At 36.7% G+C, this 16,524-nt stretch carries 16 protein-coding genes; 9 read left to right on the top strand and 7 right to left on the bottom strand.

Features of this window, described 5'->3' with window-relative positions:
• The first annotated feature begins 31 nt into the window (after positions 1 to 31).
• The 4 genes from hemQ (at position 32) to HMPREF2846_RS05950 (ending at position 3,844) form a co-directional block, all read left to right on the top strand.
• Positions 32 to 781 carry a hydrogen peroxide-dependent heme synthase gene (gene hemQ, locus HMPREF2846_RS05965; RefSeq protein WP_023015472.1) on the top strand — a complete coding sequence of 250 codons (750 nt, stop codon included), beginning with the start codon at positions 32 to 34 and terminating at the stop codon, positions 779 to 781.
• Positions 782 to 1,590: 809 nt separating this feature from the next.
• Positions 1,591 to 2,373 carry a threonine/serine exporter family protein gene (locus tag HMPREF2846_RS05960; RefSeq protein WP_002481379.1) on the top strand — a complete coding sequence of 261 codons (783 nt, stop codon included), beginning with the start codon at positions 1,591 to 1,593 and terminating at the stop codon, positions 2,371 to 2,373.
• A 15-nt stretch (positions 2,374 to 2,388) separates the two neighbouring features.
• Entirely contained in the window at positions 2,389 to 2,850 is a 462-nt protein-coding gene (locus tag HMPREF2846_RS05955; RefSeq protein WP_002481378.1) for a threonine/serine exporter family protein, read from the top strand.
• Between the two features lie 205 nt (positions 2,851 to 3,055).
• Positions 3,056 to 3,844, top strand: coding sequence for a hypothetical protein (locus HMPREF2846_RS05950; RefSeq protein ID WP_070626115.1), 789 nt, complete (start codon positions 3,056 to 3,058; stop codon positions 3,842 to 3,844).
• Between the two features lie 592 nt (positions 3,845 to 4,436).
• Here HMPREF2846_RS05950 and HMPREF2846_RS05945 read toward each other — a convergent pair.
• From HMPREF2846_RS05945 to HMPREF2846_RS05925, 5 genes are all read right to left on the bottom strand, one after another.
• Entirely contained in the window at positions 4,437 to 5,063 is a 627-nt protein-coding gene (locus HMPREF2846_RS05945; RefSeq protein WP_023015475.1) for a DedA family protein, read from the bottom strand.
• Between the two features lie 195 nt (positions 5,064 to 5,258).
• Positions 5,259 to 6,761 carry an APC family permease gene (locus HMPREF2846_RS05940; RefSeq protein WP_371099743.1) on the bottom strand — a complete coding sequence of 501 codons (1,503 nt, stop codon included), beginning with the start codon at positions 6,759 to 6,761 and terminating at the stop codon, positions 5,259 to 5,261.
• 65 nt (positions 6,762 to 6,826) lie between these two features.
• On the bottom strand, positions 6,827 to 7,210 hold the full coding sequence (locus HMPREF2846_RS05935) for a DUF423 domain-containing protein (protein ID WP_002481372.1): 384 nt from the start codon (positions 7,208 to 7,210) through the stop codon (positions 6,827 to 6,829).
• A gap of 20 nt (positions 7,211 to 7,230) precedes the next feature.
• Positions 7,231 to 7,608, bottom strand: coding sequence for a DUF5327 family protein (locus HMPREF2846_RS05930; RefSeq protein WP_002481371.1), 378 nt, complete (start codon positions 7,606 to 7,608; stop codon positions 7,231 to 7,233).
• Positions 7,601 to 8,266 (bottom strand): uracil-DNA glycosylase, encoded by a 666-nt coding sequence (locus HMPREF2846_RS05925; protein WP_070626113.1) that lies wholly within the window; start codon positions 8,264 to 8,266, stop codon positions 7,601 to 7,603. The genes HMPREF2846_RS05930 and HMPREF2846_RS05925 overlap by 8 nt, the downstream gene beginning before the upstream one ends.
• A gap of 107 nt (positions 8,267 to 8,373) precedes the next feature.
• Between HMPREF2846_RS05925 and thiD the strand changes: the two genes are divergently transcribed.
• Positions 8,374 to 9,204, top strand: coding sequence for a bifunctional hydroxymethylpyrimidine kinase/phosphomethylpyrimidine kinase (gene thiD, locus HMPREF2846_RS05920; RefSeq protein WP_070626111.1), 831 nt, complete (start codon positions 8,374 to 8,376; stop codon positions 9,202 to 9,204).
• Positions 9,205 to 9,411: 207 nt separating this feature from the next.
• Here the strand turns inward: thiD and HMPREF2846_RS05915 are convergent, their stop codons facing one another.
• Positions 9,412 to 10,959: a bifunctional metallophosphatase/5'-nucleotidase gene (locus HMPREF2846_RS05915; RefSeq protein WP_070626109.1), complete on the bottom strand. Its 1,548-nt coding sequence runs from the start codon at positions 10,957 to 10,959 to the stop codon at positions 9,412 to 9,414.
• A 21-nt stretch (positions 10,960 to 10,980) separates the two neighbouring features.
• A complete protein-coding gene (locus HMPREF2846_RS05910) occupies positions 10,981 to 12,612 on the bottom strand; it encodes a DNA-binding protein (RefSeq protein WP_176745472.1) in 1,632 nt (543 codons plus the stop codon).
• A 187-nt stretch (positions 12,613 to 12,799) separates the two neighbouring features.
• Between HMPREF2846_RS05910 and HMPREF2846_RS05905 the strand changes: the two genes are divergently transcribed.
• From HMPREF2846_RS05905 to phnE (HMPREF2846_RS05890), 4 genes are all read left to right on the top strand, one after another.
• On the top strand, positions 12,800 to 13,750 hold the full coding sequence (locus tag HMPREF2846_RS05905; RefSeq protein ID WP_070626105.1) for a phosphate/phosphite/phosphonate ABC transporter substrate-binding protein: 951 nt from the start codon (positions 12,800 to 12,802) through the stop codon (positions 13,748 to 13,750).
• A 137-nt stretch (positions 13,751 to 13,887) separates the two neighbouring features.
• A complete protein-coding gene (gene phnC, locus HMPREF2846_RS05900) occupies positions 13,888 to 14,661 on the top strand; it encodes a phosphonate ABC transporter ATP-binding protein (protein ID WP_070626103.1) in 774 nt (257 codons plus the stop codon).
• A 1-nt stretch (position 14,662) separates the two neighbouring features.
• Positions 14,663 to 15,457: a phosphonate ABC transporter, permease protein PhnE gene (phnE, locus tag HMPREF2846_RS05895; RefSeq protein WP_002481364.1), complete on the top strand. Its 795-nt coding sequence runs from the start codon at positions 14,663 to 14,665 to the stop codon at positions 15,455 to 15,457.
• Positions 15,454 to 16,266, top strand: coding sequence for a phosphonate ABC transporter, permease protein PhnE (phnE, locus tag HMPREF2846_RS05890; RefSeq protein ID WP_002481363.1), 813 nt, complete (start codon positions 15,454 to 15,456; stop codon positions 16,264 to 16,266). Before phnE (HMPREF2846_RS05895) ends, phnE (HMPREF2846_RS05890) begins: the two co-directional genes overlap by 4 nt.
• Positions 16,267 to 16,524: the final 258 nt, after the last annotated feature.

The raw sequence follows: 16,524 nt of genomic DNA, 5'->3' as shown, positions 1-16,524 counted from the left end.
ATTAAAAGATATTTCAAAAGGAGCGATATTAATGAGTCAAGCAGCAGAAACATTAGATGGTTGGTACAGCCTCCATTTATTATATGCAATCGATTGGCCGACATTACGTCTTGTACCTAATGAAGACCGTCAAGAAATTGTCAAAGAATTCCAAGATTTCTTAGAAAAATTAGGTTCAGTACGTGAGCATCATAACGGTGACCATGTACTTTATAACGTAACAGGTCAAAAAGCTGACATTTTACTTTGGGTATTACGTCCTGAAATGCAAGAATTGAATGCAATAGAACTAGCATTGAACAAATTACGTATCGCAGATTACTTAATCCCGACATACTCATATGTTTCTGTCATTGAATTAAGTAACTATCTTGCTGGAAAATCAGACGAAGACCCATATGAGAACCCTCATGTAAAAGCACGTCTTTACCCTGAATTACCAGAAAAAGAATATATTTGCTTCTACCCAATGAATAAACGTCGTAACGAAACATATAACTGGTACATGCTTTCAATGGAAGAACGTCAAAAATTGATGTATGACCACGGTATGATCGGACGTAAATATGCAGGTAAAATCAAACAATTCATCACAGGATCAGTCGGCTTTGATGATTACGAATGGGGCGTTACACTATTCTCTGATGATGTACTGCAATTCAAAAAAATCGTTTATGAAATGCGTTTCGATGAAACAACAGCACGTTATGGAGAATTCGGTAGCTTCTTTATCGGCCATAGATTACCTGAAGACAGTCTAGAAAAATTCTTCAGTATTTAAATAACGCTACACAAAATAATATAACGAAACTAAGGGACTGATATCGATATCAGTCCCTTCTTTCATATATAAATAGCACCTGCTCTAAAATCAAAGAACAGGTGCACTTCTATGTATAAACTCCTCCAAGGGCTACAAGATAACGTACGTTATTAAGATGGAAGAGAACTCTACAACGCCCCTCTCGCTGTAAGTTCTCTTCAAGTAATCTATAGTAATGGTGTTATTCATTAATTAAAGCAGAAGACTAGACCAGCATTAAGAATTGAACGACACCTATGTACCACATGTACGCTGTCGACACAGCCTGTACGTTAGCGGCACGTTCTTCTCGGCATCATCCACTCTTAATGTCGGTAGCTTCTGCCGTCTAAGCGTACACATGTATGGCTTGAAATACAGTGCCGCTCATCCCTCGTGTAGTGTCCTTGGAGAACTCTGTCACTACTTGTTTAGCTGGTTAACTGATAAGCAGCCACTGTCGCTACTCAGTTAACATGCTTTAACAGCTAACCATTATAACTTTAACCGTTTTGAAATATTTGAAACATTAGATATAGTATGCAAGCATATTATGATACCTAATTAGAAATTATACACATAATATTTTACATTTATCATTTATTGTTTGTATATATCATTTTAACCTCTTTCCACTCTCCTATGTCACTGTTCTTGAAAAAAGTTTACATAATCGAAACGAAATCTTAGGTTGTTTCTCTATGTATTTTCCGACATAATAGGTATACTAATTGAATTTTCTAAAAAGTTTAATATTACATATACAACAAAGGAAAATGAGTGATGTTATGGAACTAGATAATAGAATAAGTTATATAGAAGATACCCCGAAAGAACGCCTTGCGAAAGATACTATCATGTTAGCAGGACGTATTTTATTAGAGTCCGGCGCTGAAGGCACACGTGTAGAGGGAACAATGACACGTATTGCCGAAACACTTGGTTTTTACGAAAGCAACAGCTTCGTCACAAATACAGTGATCAATTTTTTATTAGATAATCAAACGACACCACGCATGTATCGTATTGAGTCACGTGATACCAATCTAATCAAAATTTCACAGACAAACTCTGTTTCTCGTAAGCTTTCGGCAGGAAAAATTGACCTAGAAGAAGCCTATGAGACTTTAAAAAGGATTTATGATGCCAAACAAACCCATGATTTAATTTATAAAGGCATCGCAGCCGCAATTATTTCAATCAGCTTCTTATATTTACAGACTGGTAATTTTGTAGATATTGTTGCTACTATTTTTGCTGGAAGCTTGGGTTATTTGTTAGTCGAAATGTTATATCGTGCGAACTTAAAAACTTTATTTATCCCAGAGTTTTTAGGCTCTGTTGTCATTGGAGGCATTGCGATACTCGGTCATAACTTAGTACCAGACGGATCGCTTTCTGCGATTATCATCGCGGCCGTCATGCCGATTGTACCTGGAGTCTTGATTACGAATGCAATTCAAGATTTATTCGGCGGTCATATGATGATGTTTACAACCAAATCTTTAGAAGCATTAGTGACTTCATTCGGCATCGGCGCCGGTGTCGGCACAATGCTATTAATATTTTAGGAGGGTGATGACAAGATGCTATTTTGGATTTCACATTTTTTCTTTAGTTATATTGCGTCACTGTTCTTCTGTATTATATTCGATGCGCCGAAACGCATGTACTTTTATGCAGGTTTTGTAGGTGCATGTGGTTGGACGGTCTATATTATTTTATATTCCGGACTCCATATCCATACTATTTACGCCTCTTTCTTTTCAAGTCTCACACTCGGCTTAATCAGTCATATTATGGCACGTTTAAAGAAAGAACCTGTCATTATTTTTATGATTCCTGGTATTATTCCTTTAGTACCTGGAGGCTTAGCCTTTGATACAACCAAAAGCTTGATTATATTACAATTCAGCAAAGCTGTTCCAACTATGCTTGAGGTTACATTAATTGCTGGCGCTATCGCAATGGGCTTACTGTTTGCCGATCAGATTGCACGCTTAGTCATTACAAGCAAAAGCAAGCTAACGCCTAAAACAAAACACTAATCTATCACACCCCCTTATAAAAGCTATTGTGAAATGTGCTTTATAAGGGGTTGTTTCTACGTCTCTCCCACTTCAAAATAATTAATTTAAGTATCAAAACAAACTTGTTCTACATAAAAATAATATAAAAGCGCTTGCATTGAATTATCTGAAAATTTAAAATGTAAATAAAGGTATACATAACATCAGGAAGAAGGATAACATCATGAAAAAGTTCAAACTTGTTTTTAAAGGTTCGCTTTCTGAGAAGAAATTTCTAGAACAGAAAAAAGCTGAAGGTTATTATTTAACAGGTGTCATTAATGGTGTTTATACATTTAAGCACAATCCGAAAGTTAAAGACACTCAGCTTCAAACGCACTTTATAGAAACTAAGCATCTTAAAAATGAACATAACATTAAAGACACTTCTCCATTCTTTGCGATTACTACTAAAAAGCTCGACTTATCTCGATACGCCATTGTCTATACGTATTTAAAAGATAAAGACAACCCGATTTATAACAGTACGGATACTCGAATGACAGAGAATCTTTATTTAAAATATCTTCAAAATATATTCTTAGGCATCACCATGGCCATCATGTTTATATGCCTTGGTTTATGGATGTATTTGATTCAACAAAGCTATAAAAATTCTATAGCTACTGTACCGTTAAAGTTTATGTTGCTTATTTTATTAGGATTATTCATACTCACATTTATCATCAACTATCGTATTAAAACAACTTGTCCGACTCAAGTAGATGAAATTTATCTCAGCTATTCAGTATCTATACAATCAAAGGATGAAAAGCCTGATATTCAACCCCTGCAACATTTAGGGGCTTGGCGTTTTGTGACTGAGAAAAACGGAAAATATTATTATAATTTATATAGTAAACAGCCAAAAGAAATGCTTATCAACACCTTAAGCCACACCTTAAATATTCAACCAGATCACATTTTTGTATATTCACAATGGGACTTATTCCCTGTCTATATGCATTTCTAGACACTTAACATCATGAAGGAAGTAGCATCATGAATTGGAAGCACGTTCAATATTTTTAATTACGCTTATTATTATTCTAATATGCGGGGGCTATTTGATAATAACCAACTACTTATCACATAGTCCTGCATTACTAGACAAAAATAACTGTATCGATTTACTAGAGTATGGTGTCATTACTTTTATTGTCTTATATTTGATTCAAATCAGAAAGGAAAATAAACATAACTAAAACCATAAAATAAATACGCATACTTTCATCGTTTAGAAGGTATGCGTATTTATTTTACTTATCTTTCGACTTAAATCGCTTCATAACGATATTAAATACCATTATACAAGCTACTCCAAGTATCAATGGGATAGGCTCAAAGATATCCAGCTTATAGTTCACCGCAAGTATTACTCCAATTATTACAGTGATTACAACTAATTTTGTGATATTCATGGTGTCACCTCACTATTTCTTCAGACAAAATAGTGCCTTTCTTTTCAGTCTTAAAATAACGACATCAAACTACATATTCATACATATTATAATATAAAAATCGCCGTTATCCCTTTTTACTACTGAGGAAATAACGGCGATTGATTATTCATCTGATTTTGAGTTTTTAAAACGATTCTTCACAAAATAGATAATCGCAATAATAAGTAAAATAACTAAGACAATAAGTACGATATTTGAGAAAGAATCAAATGCGGCTGAAATTTTCGGCCATGCTTCTCCAGCTTGTTGACCTAAAATTACGAGCACTGTATTCCATATTAATGTACCAAGTGTGGTAAGTATAATAAACGATGTTAAAGGCATATTGGTTGTTCCTGCTGGTATAGAGATCAAACTTCTAATGACAGGAATAAATCGCGCAAAGAAAACAATCTTTTTACCGTGATTATCGAACCAGTCATCTGCCTTTTCGATATCACTCGCTTTAAAACGCAGAATTTTTCCAGTTTTACCATTCGCTAATTTCTGTAAACGTTCTGTAGATAATAAACGACCAACAAAGTAAAGTACAATTGCACCGAATACAGAACCTAATGTTGCCGCAATAATTACACCTACGATATTCATATCAGAATGTAACGTCAAGAAACCGCTGAAAGTTAAAATCAATTCTGATGGAATGGGTGGAAAAATGTTTTCTAATGCGATTAACAAGAATACACCGAGGTAACCAAATTGATCGATAAACTGCTCGACCATCTTTTCCATATCGTTCCTCCTAAGTGGATTTTCAACAAACACCATGGAATCTCCATTTTATTTGTTTTTAATAACTTATATTATTCCTTTAGTTAATGCAAGTAATTATGCGTGATTATAGTACAGTTGTATCTTTTAAAACTTATGATTTCATAAGAAAAGAGCGATGAACCTGTAATTAGATCATCGCTCTTAATATATAATTTATGCTTTTGTTTGAGTAGGTTCAGAGTCTGGTTCATCTAAGATTTCATCTACTTTTTGTTGACTTGTATCTAAGATTAGTCGACTCAGTTCGTCTTTATCCATATTTTTTAATTTTGGATAACGTACAACGAAGAATGCTAAGCCTAGAACTAACCATACAATCAACGCAATATAAGATGGTGTTGATAATGCGGCTGGTGATCCTGGGATTAAGAGTAATCCTAAGAAAATAAACGCAAAGATTGAACCGACAATCGCAAACGTTTTATAAATCGGTGCGTAAGTATTACTTTCTTTATTATAACTGAATAATTTCGTTGCTGATAAACATGTCACAAGATATGCGACAGATACACCTGTTGAAGACATATCTACAATCCATGTCAATGCAGTACGTCCTAACCAAGGTGCGATTAATGTTAAAGCACCTAAGAATAAGATTGCGACATATGGCGTCTTAAATCTTGGGTGGATTTTACTGAATACACCAGGCATAATACCTGAACGTCCCATTGAGAATAACAAACGACTTGAACTCATTAAGAAACCATTAAGTCCTGTGAAAATCCCCATAGTAATTGCTACAGCTAAGACAAATAAACCAATATAGCCAAAGGATTGTTGTGTCACAGCACCTGTTACCCATAAGTCGCTGTTTTCTGCGCCACGGCTGCTTAACCAGCCCGTATATAAAATCATTAAAACGTATGTGCCAGCTGCCGCAAGCAAGCTATAAACAATCAATTTAAATGTTTTATTCGGCGCAAAGTCGAATTCTTCCGCGGTTTGTGGAATATTATCAAATCCGACATACGCCCAAGGTGCGACAGCTACAATCATAATAATTGATGTAAACCATCCTTTTTTCTCGTCAGCTAAAGGTTGTAAGTTGCTCAATGAGAAACCACTACCGAAAAATGATCCGAAAAACATTAATAATACAACAACTACCATTGCAATACAGAAGTAGTACTGCAGACTACCTGAAACTTGTGCACCACGAATGGTAATAAATGTAAAGAGTAAAAGTAAAGCTGTTGCGATAATAATTTCGGTAATGTAAACATCCCATCCAGCGATGGTATATAGCTTACCGTGTTCAAGTACGCCCGGCATCATAAACTTCAAGAGTAAGCTAAACGCAGTGGCATTCAATGCGACCACACAAATATAACCGAATGTCAGGAACCATGATGAGAAGAAGCTGACATACCTCCCGAAGCTTAAATAACTGAACGCAAATGCACCCCCAGATACTGGGAAGTGTTTCACTAATGCGCCATAACTCACGCCAATAATAATCATTAGTAATGCACCAATTGTAATCCCGATTGCTGCTGCGATAGAACCAGATTGACTGATCCAGTCCCCTGGTAAAATAAATGACCCCCAACCTATACATGAACCATAGGCAATGGCCCATACAAATTTCTCAGATAGGTTTTGTTGTAAATCTCCTCGGTCTACTTTTTTATGGTGTCTTTTCTCTATTTTTCCCATAATAAAAATTCACCTCATTCGATACATTATACCCTGTGAGGTGAATTTTTGAACCGTTTATTAGTTTATTTTTTTAATTTTAGTGTTTGTACGAGTAAAGTTACCCAAGAAGCGATAAATAACACTCCGCCGATTGGTGTAATTGCACCTAACGGTTTAATTTGTGTTAATGATAAAGTGTATAATGAGCCACTGAAGATAACAATACCGCCAAGCATCATCCAGCCTGCAGCTTTTAAGTTCAATTTAGTTGTACCGCTTAAGATACCAATACCGATTAAACCTAAGCTGTGATACATTTCATATGTTGTTGCTTTGTTCCATACATCTAAATAATGCGGTGATAATTTATCTGCTAATGCGTGTGCACCAAACGCACCAGTCGCAACTGAAAGTGCTGCACACCCAGCGCCAATTGCTACGAACGTTTTCATCGTTTTAAAGTTCATATACAGTCTCTCCTTTGTAATTAAAAGTCAAAAATAGAATCGCCATTTCCTAATTCGTCATCAGTTACCATTTTATTAGAGTTCCCCGGTGGTGTCGATAAATTCGATGAGTTCTGTTGCGATGACACTTTCCCGCCCATCGCTTTAATTTCTGCCGCTGATACTTGTGAATGTGAACTTGTCGTATAACTTGGAGACGTCACTGAAGGCGCTTGCTGATACGTCATACTTGTTTGTTTTGATGAACGTGCAGGCACGTCACTTGAATCACTATCTGTATACAGTGAAGTCAGTGTATGAATCGCATACATATGCTTGCTGAATTCCGCTTCACTCGCCGCTTCATCCGCTTGTACTAATTCACGTTCAATTAACGCAATTAACTTCTCTTTATTCATCCATAGCCTCCTCACCACACCAATTTATTGGTGTTTGATAATGTGCTTCTAAATAAGCATTCGCTTGAGAATACGGCTTAGATCCAAAGAAACCGCGATACGCTGATAATGGACTTGGATGTACTGACTTAATCACATCATGTTTAGACGTATCTATTAACTTCTCTTTTTGTTGTGCAGGTTTACCCCACAAAATAAAGACCACATGGTCACGCTGTTCAGAAACGGTTTTAATAATCTCATCCGTAAAGATTTCCCAACCGATACCACGGTGTGAATGAGCTTCACCTTTACGCACAGTTAAGACAGTATTTAATAATAACACGCCTTCTTTCGCCCAATCTTGCAAGTGAGATACTGTTCTCTTGCAGCCGATATCATCTTCTAGTTCTTTATACATATTGCGTAAAGAAGGTGGAAACTTTCCTTCTGGCTGAACAGAGAATGCTAGTCCATGCGCTTGTTTAGGGCCGTGATATGGGTCTTGGCCTAAGATAACGACCTTTACTTTATCAAAAGGCGTTAAATCAAACGCTTGATATATATTTTCTCTATCAGGATAAACTATTTTTGTCGTATATTCTTTTTCTAAAAAATCATGCATTGCTTTGAAATCATGACGACTTGTTATATCATGAAATACTTCAGACCACTCCATGGTATCACCTCAAAACTATGATAACACACGATATATCAAAAAGTTCAATCCACCCTTGTAAACATGTTATTATAGAGTAAAAGAAACGTTAGGGAGTGTATGAACATATGGCATTGAAAAAAGTATTAACAATTGCAGGCTCAGATACAAGTGCAGGAGCTGGCATGCAAGCAGATTTAAAAACATTCCAAGAATTAGACACTTATGGAATGGTTGCTTTAGCAGCAATCGTGACAATGGACAAAGAAACATGGTCACACGATGTAACACCAATTCCTTTCGACGTATTTAACAAACAATTAGAAACAGCAATCTCTATTGGACCAGACGCTGTCAAAACAGGTATGTTAGGTACTGAAGAAGTCATCAAACGTGCAGGAGAAGCATTTGAAGAGTCAGGTGCGAAATACTTCGTTGTTGACCCAGTTATGGTTTGTAAGGGTGAAGATGAAGTACTCAACCCAGGTAATACAGATGCAATGATTAAATATCTATTACCTAAAGCAACAGTTACAACACCTAACCTATTTGAAGCTGGTCAGTTATCTGGATTAGGCACATTAAAATCTATCGATGATATGAAAAAGGCAGCTAAAATCATTTATGATCAAGGTGCACAAAATGTAGTCATCAAAGGTGGTAAAGCATTAGATCAAGAAAAATCTTATGACTTATACTACGACGGCGATAAATTCTATCAATTAACAACAGATATGTTCCAACAAAGTTATAACCATGGTGCTGGTTGTACGTTCGCAGCAGCCACAACTGCCAACCTAGCAAACGGCCAATCACCTAAAGAGGCAGTTGTTAACGCAAAAGCATTCGTCGCATCTGCAATTAAAAATGGTTGGAAAATGAACGACTTCGTAGGTCCTGTAGACCACGGTGCTTATAACCGTATCGAAAAAATCGATGTAGACGTTCAAGAAGTTTAATCTAATAATCAATAAAATGAATGTCAGAATATAAATGTTCCAATATTCAAAAGGACGATTTTCGCAAAATGAAAATCGTCCTTTTACAATTTAATAAACCTTCTAATACACGTTTGTGTTTCAAAGCCAAGGAAAATCTAGATCTTTTCTTTGGCTTTATTATTTTGATGAATCCAATTGGTACTATTCATATAAATACACACCTAGTTATACTTCCACTTTGAAATCAGTAACATTTGGAATCTTAAGTTCTGGGTGCGCTTGCAGATAATCAATAATCAGTTGTGCTCCTTCAGTTTGAATATCTTCAACAATTTTATCCGCACTGAACATCGGATAATTCCCCCCGCCTACTGCACGATAGTTATTTAAGACAACCTTATAAGTCTCTTTCATATGGATCGGATTCCCTTGATAATCTAATTGCACGACACGTGAACCGACAGGGTTGCTGACTTTAATGGTATAACTGATACCTGAGTAAATATCATAATTGTAATGTTGCGGCTTGGGATAAATGAATTCTGGGTTCACAGTGACTTGGCCATCCTTGACAGAAAAATATTCTGCAGTTAATTCAATCGCATCTTTAATATCCTGTCCTGTCAGTTCAAGTACATTGAACGTATTAGGAAATGGATAATTATTTAAGACATCCCGCATAGTCACTTCGTTTCCGAATCCACTAGACAAATCAAACAACGCAGATGCTGCAATATCAGCACCGCTCACATCCATTAAGATGTAATTTAAGAAATTAATGTAAGGATGCGGTGTTGTGCGGGCGACAAATGCATCATCTACAATCATCGTCTCCTCTAATCGCGCAATCGGCACATCTAGCCAAGCATCCACTTCCGCATCAAATGCGGCCATTTTTTGTGCGAATTCAGGCTCTGTATCAGAAGCAGGTGTTAATGTTTCATTACTAAGCAGACTGACTTCCGCATTTTGTATTTTGCCTCTTTCAACGTCTAAGATGATTCTTCCTACCTTCTCACCTTTCGCACCGGGCTGGATGACTGGGATATCATAAACAGTTTCCGCAATTTCACGATGTTGATGTCCTGTGATGAGTAAGTCAATATCTTGATGGAACTGTTTCAACATCGCATAACCTTCGTTTTCTCCTGTCAGGTCTTCCGTCGGTTCGCCTGTTGTTAAATCACATTCAAAACCACCGTGATAACAAACCGCAATGATATCCGCATGCGCTTTCACTTCTGGCAGCCAACGTTCTAAAGCGGTTGCTGCACTTTCGAAGGTAAGACCTTCAATATGTGCTGCTTGTTCCCAATGAGGAATATATTGTGTCGTTAATCCGATGATTCCGATAATCAACCCGCCGCGTTCAATATAGCGTACACCGTGGCCTGTGAACGGTTCGCCATCTTTTAAAATATTAGCAGACAGTACAGGATAATTGAGTGCCTCTAGTGTCTGGTTTAAATACGACATACCGAAGTTGAATTCATGGTTGCCGATTACACCTGCATCGAATTTGAAATGGTTATAAATATACGCTAATTGTTTTGCTGAACCAAGTTCTTTGGCTAGATAATGACCCAGCGGAGAACCTTGTAAGAAGTCACCGTTGTCAATGAGAACGTGAAGCGGGTAATTGACTTTATCCTGATTGATGAGTTGTTCCGCATGTAATAAACCCATCGGCAATTGTTGTTGTCTTTCTTGATAATTCGTCGGGAAAATATATCCATGCACATCACTGACGATGTAAAAAGCTATCTGTGTCACTGTGATTCCTCCTGAAATACGTTAATTGATTTGAATAGGTTGTGTCTTAATCGTTGTATCGCCTTGTTTTAACCTTACATTTGCGTCACCTTTAAAATCAGAAGCTGTTTTACCTTCGAATGTTAATACAGCATTGCCTTGACTACCTGTTTTCACTTGTTGCGGTGTACTGTAACCTGGCGTTGTATTTTCTCCAAATATACCTAATTGTTGACCGCCTTCTGCATAAATTCCTAGACGTATATTAGAGAGTGTTTGATTTTTCGGTTGATGCTTTAATGTTACTTTAACTGAAAATGTACTGCCCACCTCTAAATTACTTGGTAATTCGAAAGACACCCCGCTGCTGTTTAATTTCGTATTAGATGTGTTGCCATCCGGCTCTTGATTGTCTTCTGGTTGTTCTGGTTTTACAGTATCATCCTTATTTTCTTTTGCGCCAAAGCTGCCTGCCGCAAAAGTAGAACGGTCATACCACTTATAATGGCTTGGTGGTGTATTCCAAGGCTCTTGTTGCGGTTCTGTAGAATTTTCAGGTTGCTCGAAATCTTTTAGTGCAGTGGCTTTATCTTTTGAAACACCTAATCCTGTAATTGAATCTGCATTTTCTGATTTACCTAACCATGTCGTAAGATTTTTAAGCAATTGTGCGTTGTCTGCTTCTTTAAACCCATCATATGTCTTCTTAGCTTGACCGTTATCTTCACGTTTATATTTAGGAGAACTATCTTCTACTAATGAAGAATCTCCAATAAAGGCTGCTTTACCTTTTCCGACTTTTGAAACCGCAATATAAGGTCCCTCTGCTTGACCGCCGCCATTATAAACACCTTCGTCTACCGCATGTCTCCATTTCTGCTTAGCAGTCAGACCCTCAGGTGTGAAAACAATTCCTTTAGCTTTATCAGGATTTGTAATCGCAAGTGTAGAACCTGCATGCATTGTGACACTTTTGACATTGTCTGTGATTCCTAAACCTTCTTTCCCTTGTAACATATGAGAGGTTGTTAAATTATTTAAAGCGTTATATCTAAAGCGTACGCCAAATGTTTGTGCTAACCAGTCTGTACTTTGAACATCTTGCATCGCTTTAGATTTACGTTCCCCGTCCGTCATACCTTTTGTCATATCTGAATATGCGCCTCTGCGATAACCATTCATCGCTTCTGATGAATCAATTCGGTTTAAGTTGCGATCAGCGTTATAGTGATCAGAAATAAATAGAATACTGCCTCCTTGTTGTGTGAAATCAGTCATTGCTTTTTGTTCTGAGGTTTTAAAAGGAATGTTTGCTTCTGGAATAACCAATATCTTTTTATCTTTTAAGGCTTGTGGTGTGATATTAGATTCCCCGCGCAGTTCTGTCACCTTATACCCTTGTTTCGTAATACTGTTTGCATAATCTGAGAAGCCGCCATCAATCGTCCAATCTGCTGCTCCCGCAGTTTGCCCGTGTGAATTATCAAATACTACTTCTCCTTTTTGGTTCGTACCGATAGTCGGTGCTGCTTGTGCAGCATTTGAGTATGTATCAATTGGAACAGTAGTGATGGAAATTGTAGAAATAGCTAAAGCTGCAAAAATTTTGTTTAATTTTCTCACTTTTAAAATACCTCCAAATGTAAATTCTGTCTTTATTATAGAACCTGTCATAGTTTAGAGATATAAGATGAACGCAAATTTACAATAACTAAATTTAGATTTAACAATATTAAACTAAATAATTGATTATATTAAATATTTACCTAAACTTAACAATTAATATATTGTATCATATTTACACCGTGTATATAATGAACCTGTATCAAATTTTATACATATGGAAGGGGTTAACAACGTAATGAAAGCACGTTCATCTTTTAAGGTATTACTTATTTTGATGATGGCAGTTATTTTATTTGTTTCAGCATGTGGAAAAGGAAGTTCATTAGACAACAAGAAAGAAAGCGACAGTAAAGGCGAAGATTACAAACCTAAAGAATTAACTGTACAGTTTGTACCTTCACAAAACGCGGATAAGTTAGAAGCGAAAGCGAAACCTTTAGAAAAATTATTATCTAAAGAATTAGGCATCCCAGTAAAAGTTTCTGTTTCTACAAACTACAACACAATTGTAGAAGCGATGAAATCTAAAAAAGTAGATGTTGGTTTCTTACCTCCTACTGCATATACATTAGCGCATGATCAAAAAGCTGCTGATGTATTACTACAAGCACAACGTTTTGGTGTAAACAAAGATGGTTCTGATTCTAAAGAATTAACAGACAAATACAAATCAGAAATTTTAGTGAAAAAGGATTCAGGCATTAACAGCGTGAAAGATTTAAAAGGTAAGAAAATTGCATTACAAGATGTTACTTCTACAGCGGGTTATACATTCCCTGCCGTTGAAATGGATAAAGAAGGCGTGAACGTCCTTAAAGATATGAAAGTCGTTAACATGAAAGGTCATGATCAAGCGATTATCTCATTGATGAATGGCGATGTAGATGCGGCTGCTGTATTCCAAGATGCACGTAAAATTGTGAAAAAAGATGAACCTAATGTCTACAAAGATACAAAAGTATTGAAATTAACAAAAGACATTCCAAATGACACGATTTCAGTACGTAGCGACATGGATCAAAAATGGAGAGACAAATTGAAAAAAGCCTTTAAAGATATTGCTAAAACAAAAGAAGGACATCAAGTGATCAGTGATGTTTATTCACATGAAGGCTATACAGACAGTAAAGATTCTAACTTCGATACAGTAAGAGAGTACGACAAAAAAGTTAAAGAAATGAAATAATTCAAGTTAAGAAAAACTGACTGAACCTAAGCGTATCTCAGCAAGATTGAACTCTGTTAGCAAGTATGTGCAGAAGTTAATCTTTTGAGTACGCTTATGTTTTTATCTCGATACTTAATTTAGAAAGGACTACTATTATGAGTCAGATTGAATTCAGAGATGTAAGTAAAGTATATGATAATGGCCATGTCGGTTTAGACCATATCAACTTAAATATTGAAAAAGGTGATTTTGCGGTTATCGTCGGGCTATCGGGTGCTGGTAAATCAACCTTATTACGGTCGATTAACCGTCTGCATGATATTACCGAAGGCGATATTGTGATTGATGGAACATCCATCTCCAAAGCATCAGGTAAGAAATTATTAGAAACGCGTCGTAATATCGGCATGATTTTCCAAAACTTTAATTTGGTGAAACGTTCTTCTGTAATGCGTAATGTGCTGAGTGGCAGAGTCGGCTATCACCCTACTTGGAAAATGGTCTTAGGTCTTTTCCCTAAAGAAGATAAAATCAAAGCATTAGAGGCTTTAGACCGTGTAAACATTTTAGATAAATATAAATCACGTTCAGATGAATTATCAGGTGGTCAACAACAGCGTATTTCTATTGCTCGTGCACTCTGCCAAGAACCTTCTATTATTCTGGCAGATGAGCCTGTGGCTTCTTTAGACCCCTTAACAACTAAACAAGTCATGGATGATTTGAAACGTATTAATGAAGAATTAGGAATTACCATCATCATTAACTTGCACTTTGTGGACTTAGCACGCGAATATGGTACACGTATTATTGGCTTACGTGACGGTAAATTAGTCTTTGACGGTGCAGTCGATGAAGCAACAGATGAAGCATTCAATAAAATTTATGGACGTTCGATTAATGATGATGAGAAGTTAGGGGTAAATTAATATGACACCCCACAAAAATTATGCAGAAATGCTGAATCATAAAATGTCGTTTAAAACAGCGATGACCACTATATTAGTATTGTTTTTAGTGTTTTGGAGTGTCTTATATACGGGATTCAGCTTTAGTGATTTGATTTATGGTTTACCGCAAATCGGGACCCTATTCACTCAAATGTTTCCACCTGACTGGAGTTATCTTGAACAGATACTTAATCCCATGTTAGATACAATCAGAATGGCAATTGTCGGGACATTTATCGGTTCTATCATCGCAGTACCTATTGCCTTATTGTGTGCAAAAAATATTTCACGTTCTAAATGGATTGCGATGCCAGCACGTTTCATCTTAAATATCGTGCGTACTATCCCCGATTTATTATTAGCCGCTATCTTTGTAGCAGTCTTTGGTATCGGCCAAATCCCCGGGGTATTAGCAGTGATTGTTTTAACAATCAGTATTGTCGCGAAATTATTATATGAAGTACTAGAAGCTATTGAACCTGGACCACTTGAAGCGATGACGGCTGTCGGTGCGAATAAAACAAAGTGGATTATATTCGGTGTTGTACCGCAAGCTTTAGCTTCTTATGTTTCTTACGTACTCTTTGCGTTCGAAATCAATATTCGAGCCGCTGCAGTGTTAGGTTTAGTCGGTGCCGGAGGTATCGGATTGTTTTACGATCAGACGCTGGGATTATTCCAGTATGACCGTACGGCTATGATTATTTTATTTACATTGGTCATTGTGGTGATTATTGATTACATCAGTTCGAAAGTGAGGGAACAACTCACATGACACAATCTAAAGCAGAATTATTAAAACATTATGGCAGTCCTCGCACAAAGTTAAAGTATGGCATTATTTCCGTGGTAATAATAGCCTTATTGGTTTGGGCCTTTGCGGGTATTCCCGCCTTAGAAATCAAACAAAAGTCGCAACAAATCCTTGGGTCCATTATGCATGGTTTAACACATCCAGATTGGGGATTTGTCTATCAGCCTGGTGGTGAAGATTTATTACGCGGATTATTAGAAACCTTTGCGATTGCGGTTGTAGGTACCATTATCGCAGCGGTCATTTGTATTCCTTTAGCCTTCTTAGGTGCTAGAAATATTATACGTTTCAGACCTATATCAGGCGTCAGTAAATTTATTTTAAGTATCATTCGTGTCTTTCCAGAGATTGTGATGGCTTTGATTTTTATAAAAGCTGTTGGACCAGGGTCATTCTCTGGTGTACTCGCACTAGGTATTCACTCAGTAGGTATGCTTGGTAAATTATTCGCAGAAGATATTGAAAACATCGATTTAAGTGCTACTGAGTCATTAAAAGCGAGCGGTGCGAATAAAATGAAGACGTTAGTCTTTGCGGTCGTCCCACAAATCTTACCGACATTCTTATCCTTGATTTTATATCGCTTTGAGTTGAATTTGCGTTCCGCTTCCATTTTAGGTTTGATTGGTGCAGGCGGTATCGGCACACCGTTAATCTTCGCCTTACAAACACGTTCATGGGACCGTGTCGGCATTATCTTAATCGGTTTAGTCATTATGGTCGGTATTGTGGATTATATTTCAGGTAAAGTACGTGAAAAAATCGTCTAATCGCTTTGTTGAGTCATTTTATTGAACAACTCAATCTCAAAAATCAATTGTAACGCTCTCGGCAATTAGTCCTAGATAAAGTTGATACCATAGCCTCATGTATTTTATGTAGAGATATCATACAATAATCAATGTAGAGGAAACGCAAGTAATGTATGCATCCTAAATCAATCCTAAAAGCATATTCTATAAATAATCGTTACACCTTTCTACCCACCCAAACAAAAGGACAGACGTTTCCTCTACACCGACATAAAC

This window comes from Staphylococcus sp. HMSC056G08 (assembly GCF_001812305.1).
Lineage (GTDB): Bacteria > Bacillota > Bacilli > Staphylococcales > Staphylococcaceae > Staphylococcus > Staphylococcus simulans.
The sequence above is the reverse complement of the archived record's forward strand: the minus strand, read 5'-3'. Positions and strand labels throughout refer to the sequence as shown.

Coding starts and splice junctions, on each gene's coding strand:
- HMPREF2846_RS05930 (WP_002481371.1), bottom strand. CDS start 7,608: ATGAATAAAGAGAAGTTAATTGCGTTAATTGAACGTGAATTAGTACAA.
- HMPREF2846_RS05940 (WP_371099743.1), bottom strand. CDS start 6,761: ATGGGAAAAATAGAGAAAAGACACCATAAAAAAGTAGACCGAGGAGAT.
- thiD (WP_070626111.1), top strand. CDS start 8,374: ATGGCATTGAAAAAAGTATTAACAATTGCAGGCTCAGATACAAGTGCA.
- HMPREF2846_RS05945 (WP_023015475.1), bottom strand. CDS start 5,063: ATGGAAAAGATGGTCGAGCAGTTTATCGATCAATTTGGTTACCTCGGT.
- phnC (WP_070626103.1), top strand. CDS start 13,888: ATGAGTCAGATTGAATTCAGAGATGTAAGTAAAGTATATGATAATGGC.
- hemQ (WP_023015472.1), top strand. CDS start 32: ATGAGTCAAGCAGCAGAAACATTAGATGGTTGGTACAGCCTCCATTTA.
- HMPREF2846_RS05950 (WP_070626115.1), top strand. CDS start 3,056: ATGAAAAAGTTCAAACTTGTTTTTAAAGGTTCGCTTTCTGAGAAGAAA.
- HMPREF2846_RS05925 (WP_070626113.1), bottom strand. CDS start 8,266: ATGGAGTGGTCTGAAGTATTTCATGATATAACAAGTCGTCATGATTTC.
- HMPREF2846_RS05905 (WP_070626105.1), top strand. CDS start 12,800: ATGAAAGCACGTTCATCTTTTAAGGTATTACTTATTTTGATGATGGCA.
- phnE (WP_002481363.1), top strand. CDS start 15,454: ATGACACAATCTAAAGCAGAATTATTAAAACATTATGGCAGTCCTCGC.
- HMPREF2846_RS05910 (WP_176745472.1), bottom strand. CDS start 12,612: ATGACAGGTTCTATAATAAAGACAGAATTTACATTTGGAGGTATTTTA.
- HMPREF2846_RS05960 (WP_002481379.1), top strand. CDS start 1,591: ATGGAACTAGATAATAGAATAAGTTATATAGAAGATACCCCGAAAGAA.
- phnE (WP_002481364.1), top strand. CDS start 14,663: ATGACACCCCACAAAAATTATGCAGAAATGCTGAATCATAAAATGTCG.
- HMPREF2846_RS05935 (WP_002481372.1), bottom strand. CDS start 7,210: ATGAACTTTAAAACGATGAAAACGTTCGTAGCAATTGGCGCTGGGTGT.
- HMPREF2846_RS05955 (WP_002481378.1), top strand. CDS start 2,389: ATGCTATTTTGGATTTCACATTTTTTCTTTAGTTATATTGCGTCACTG.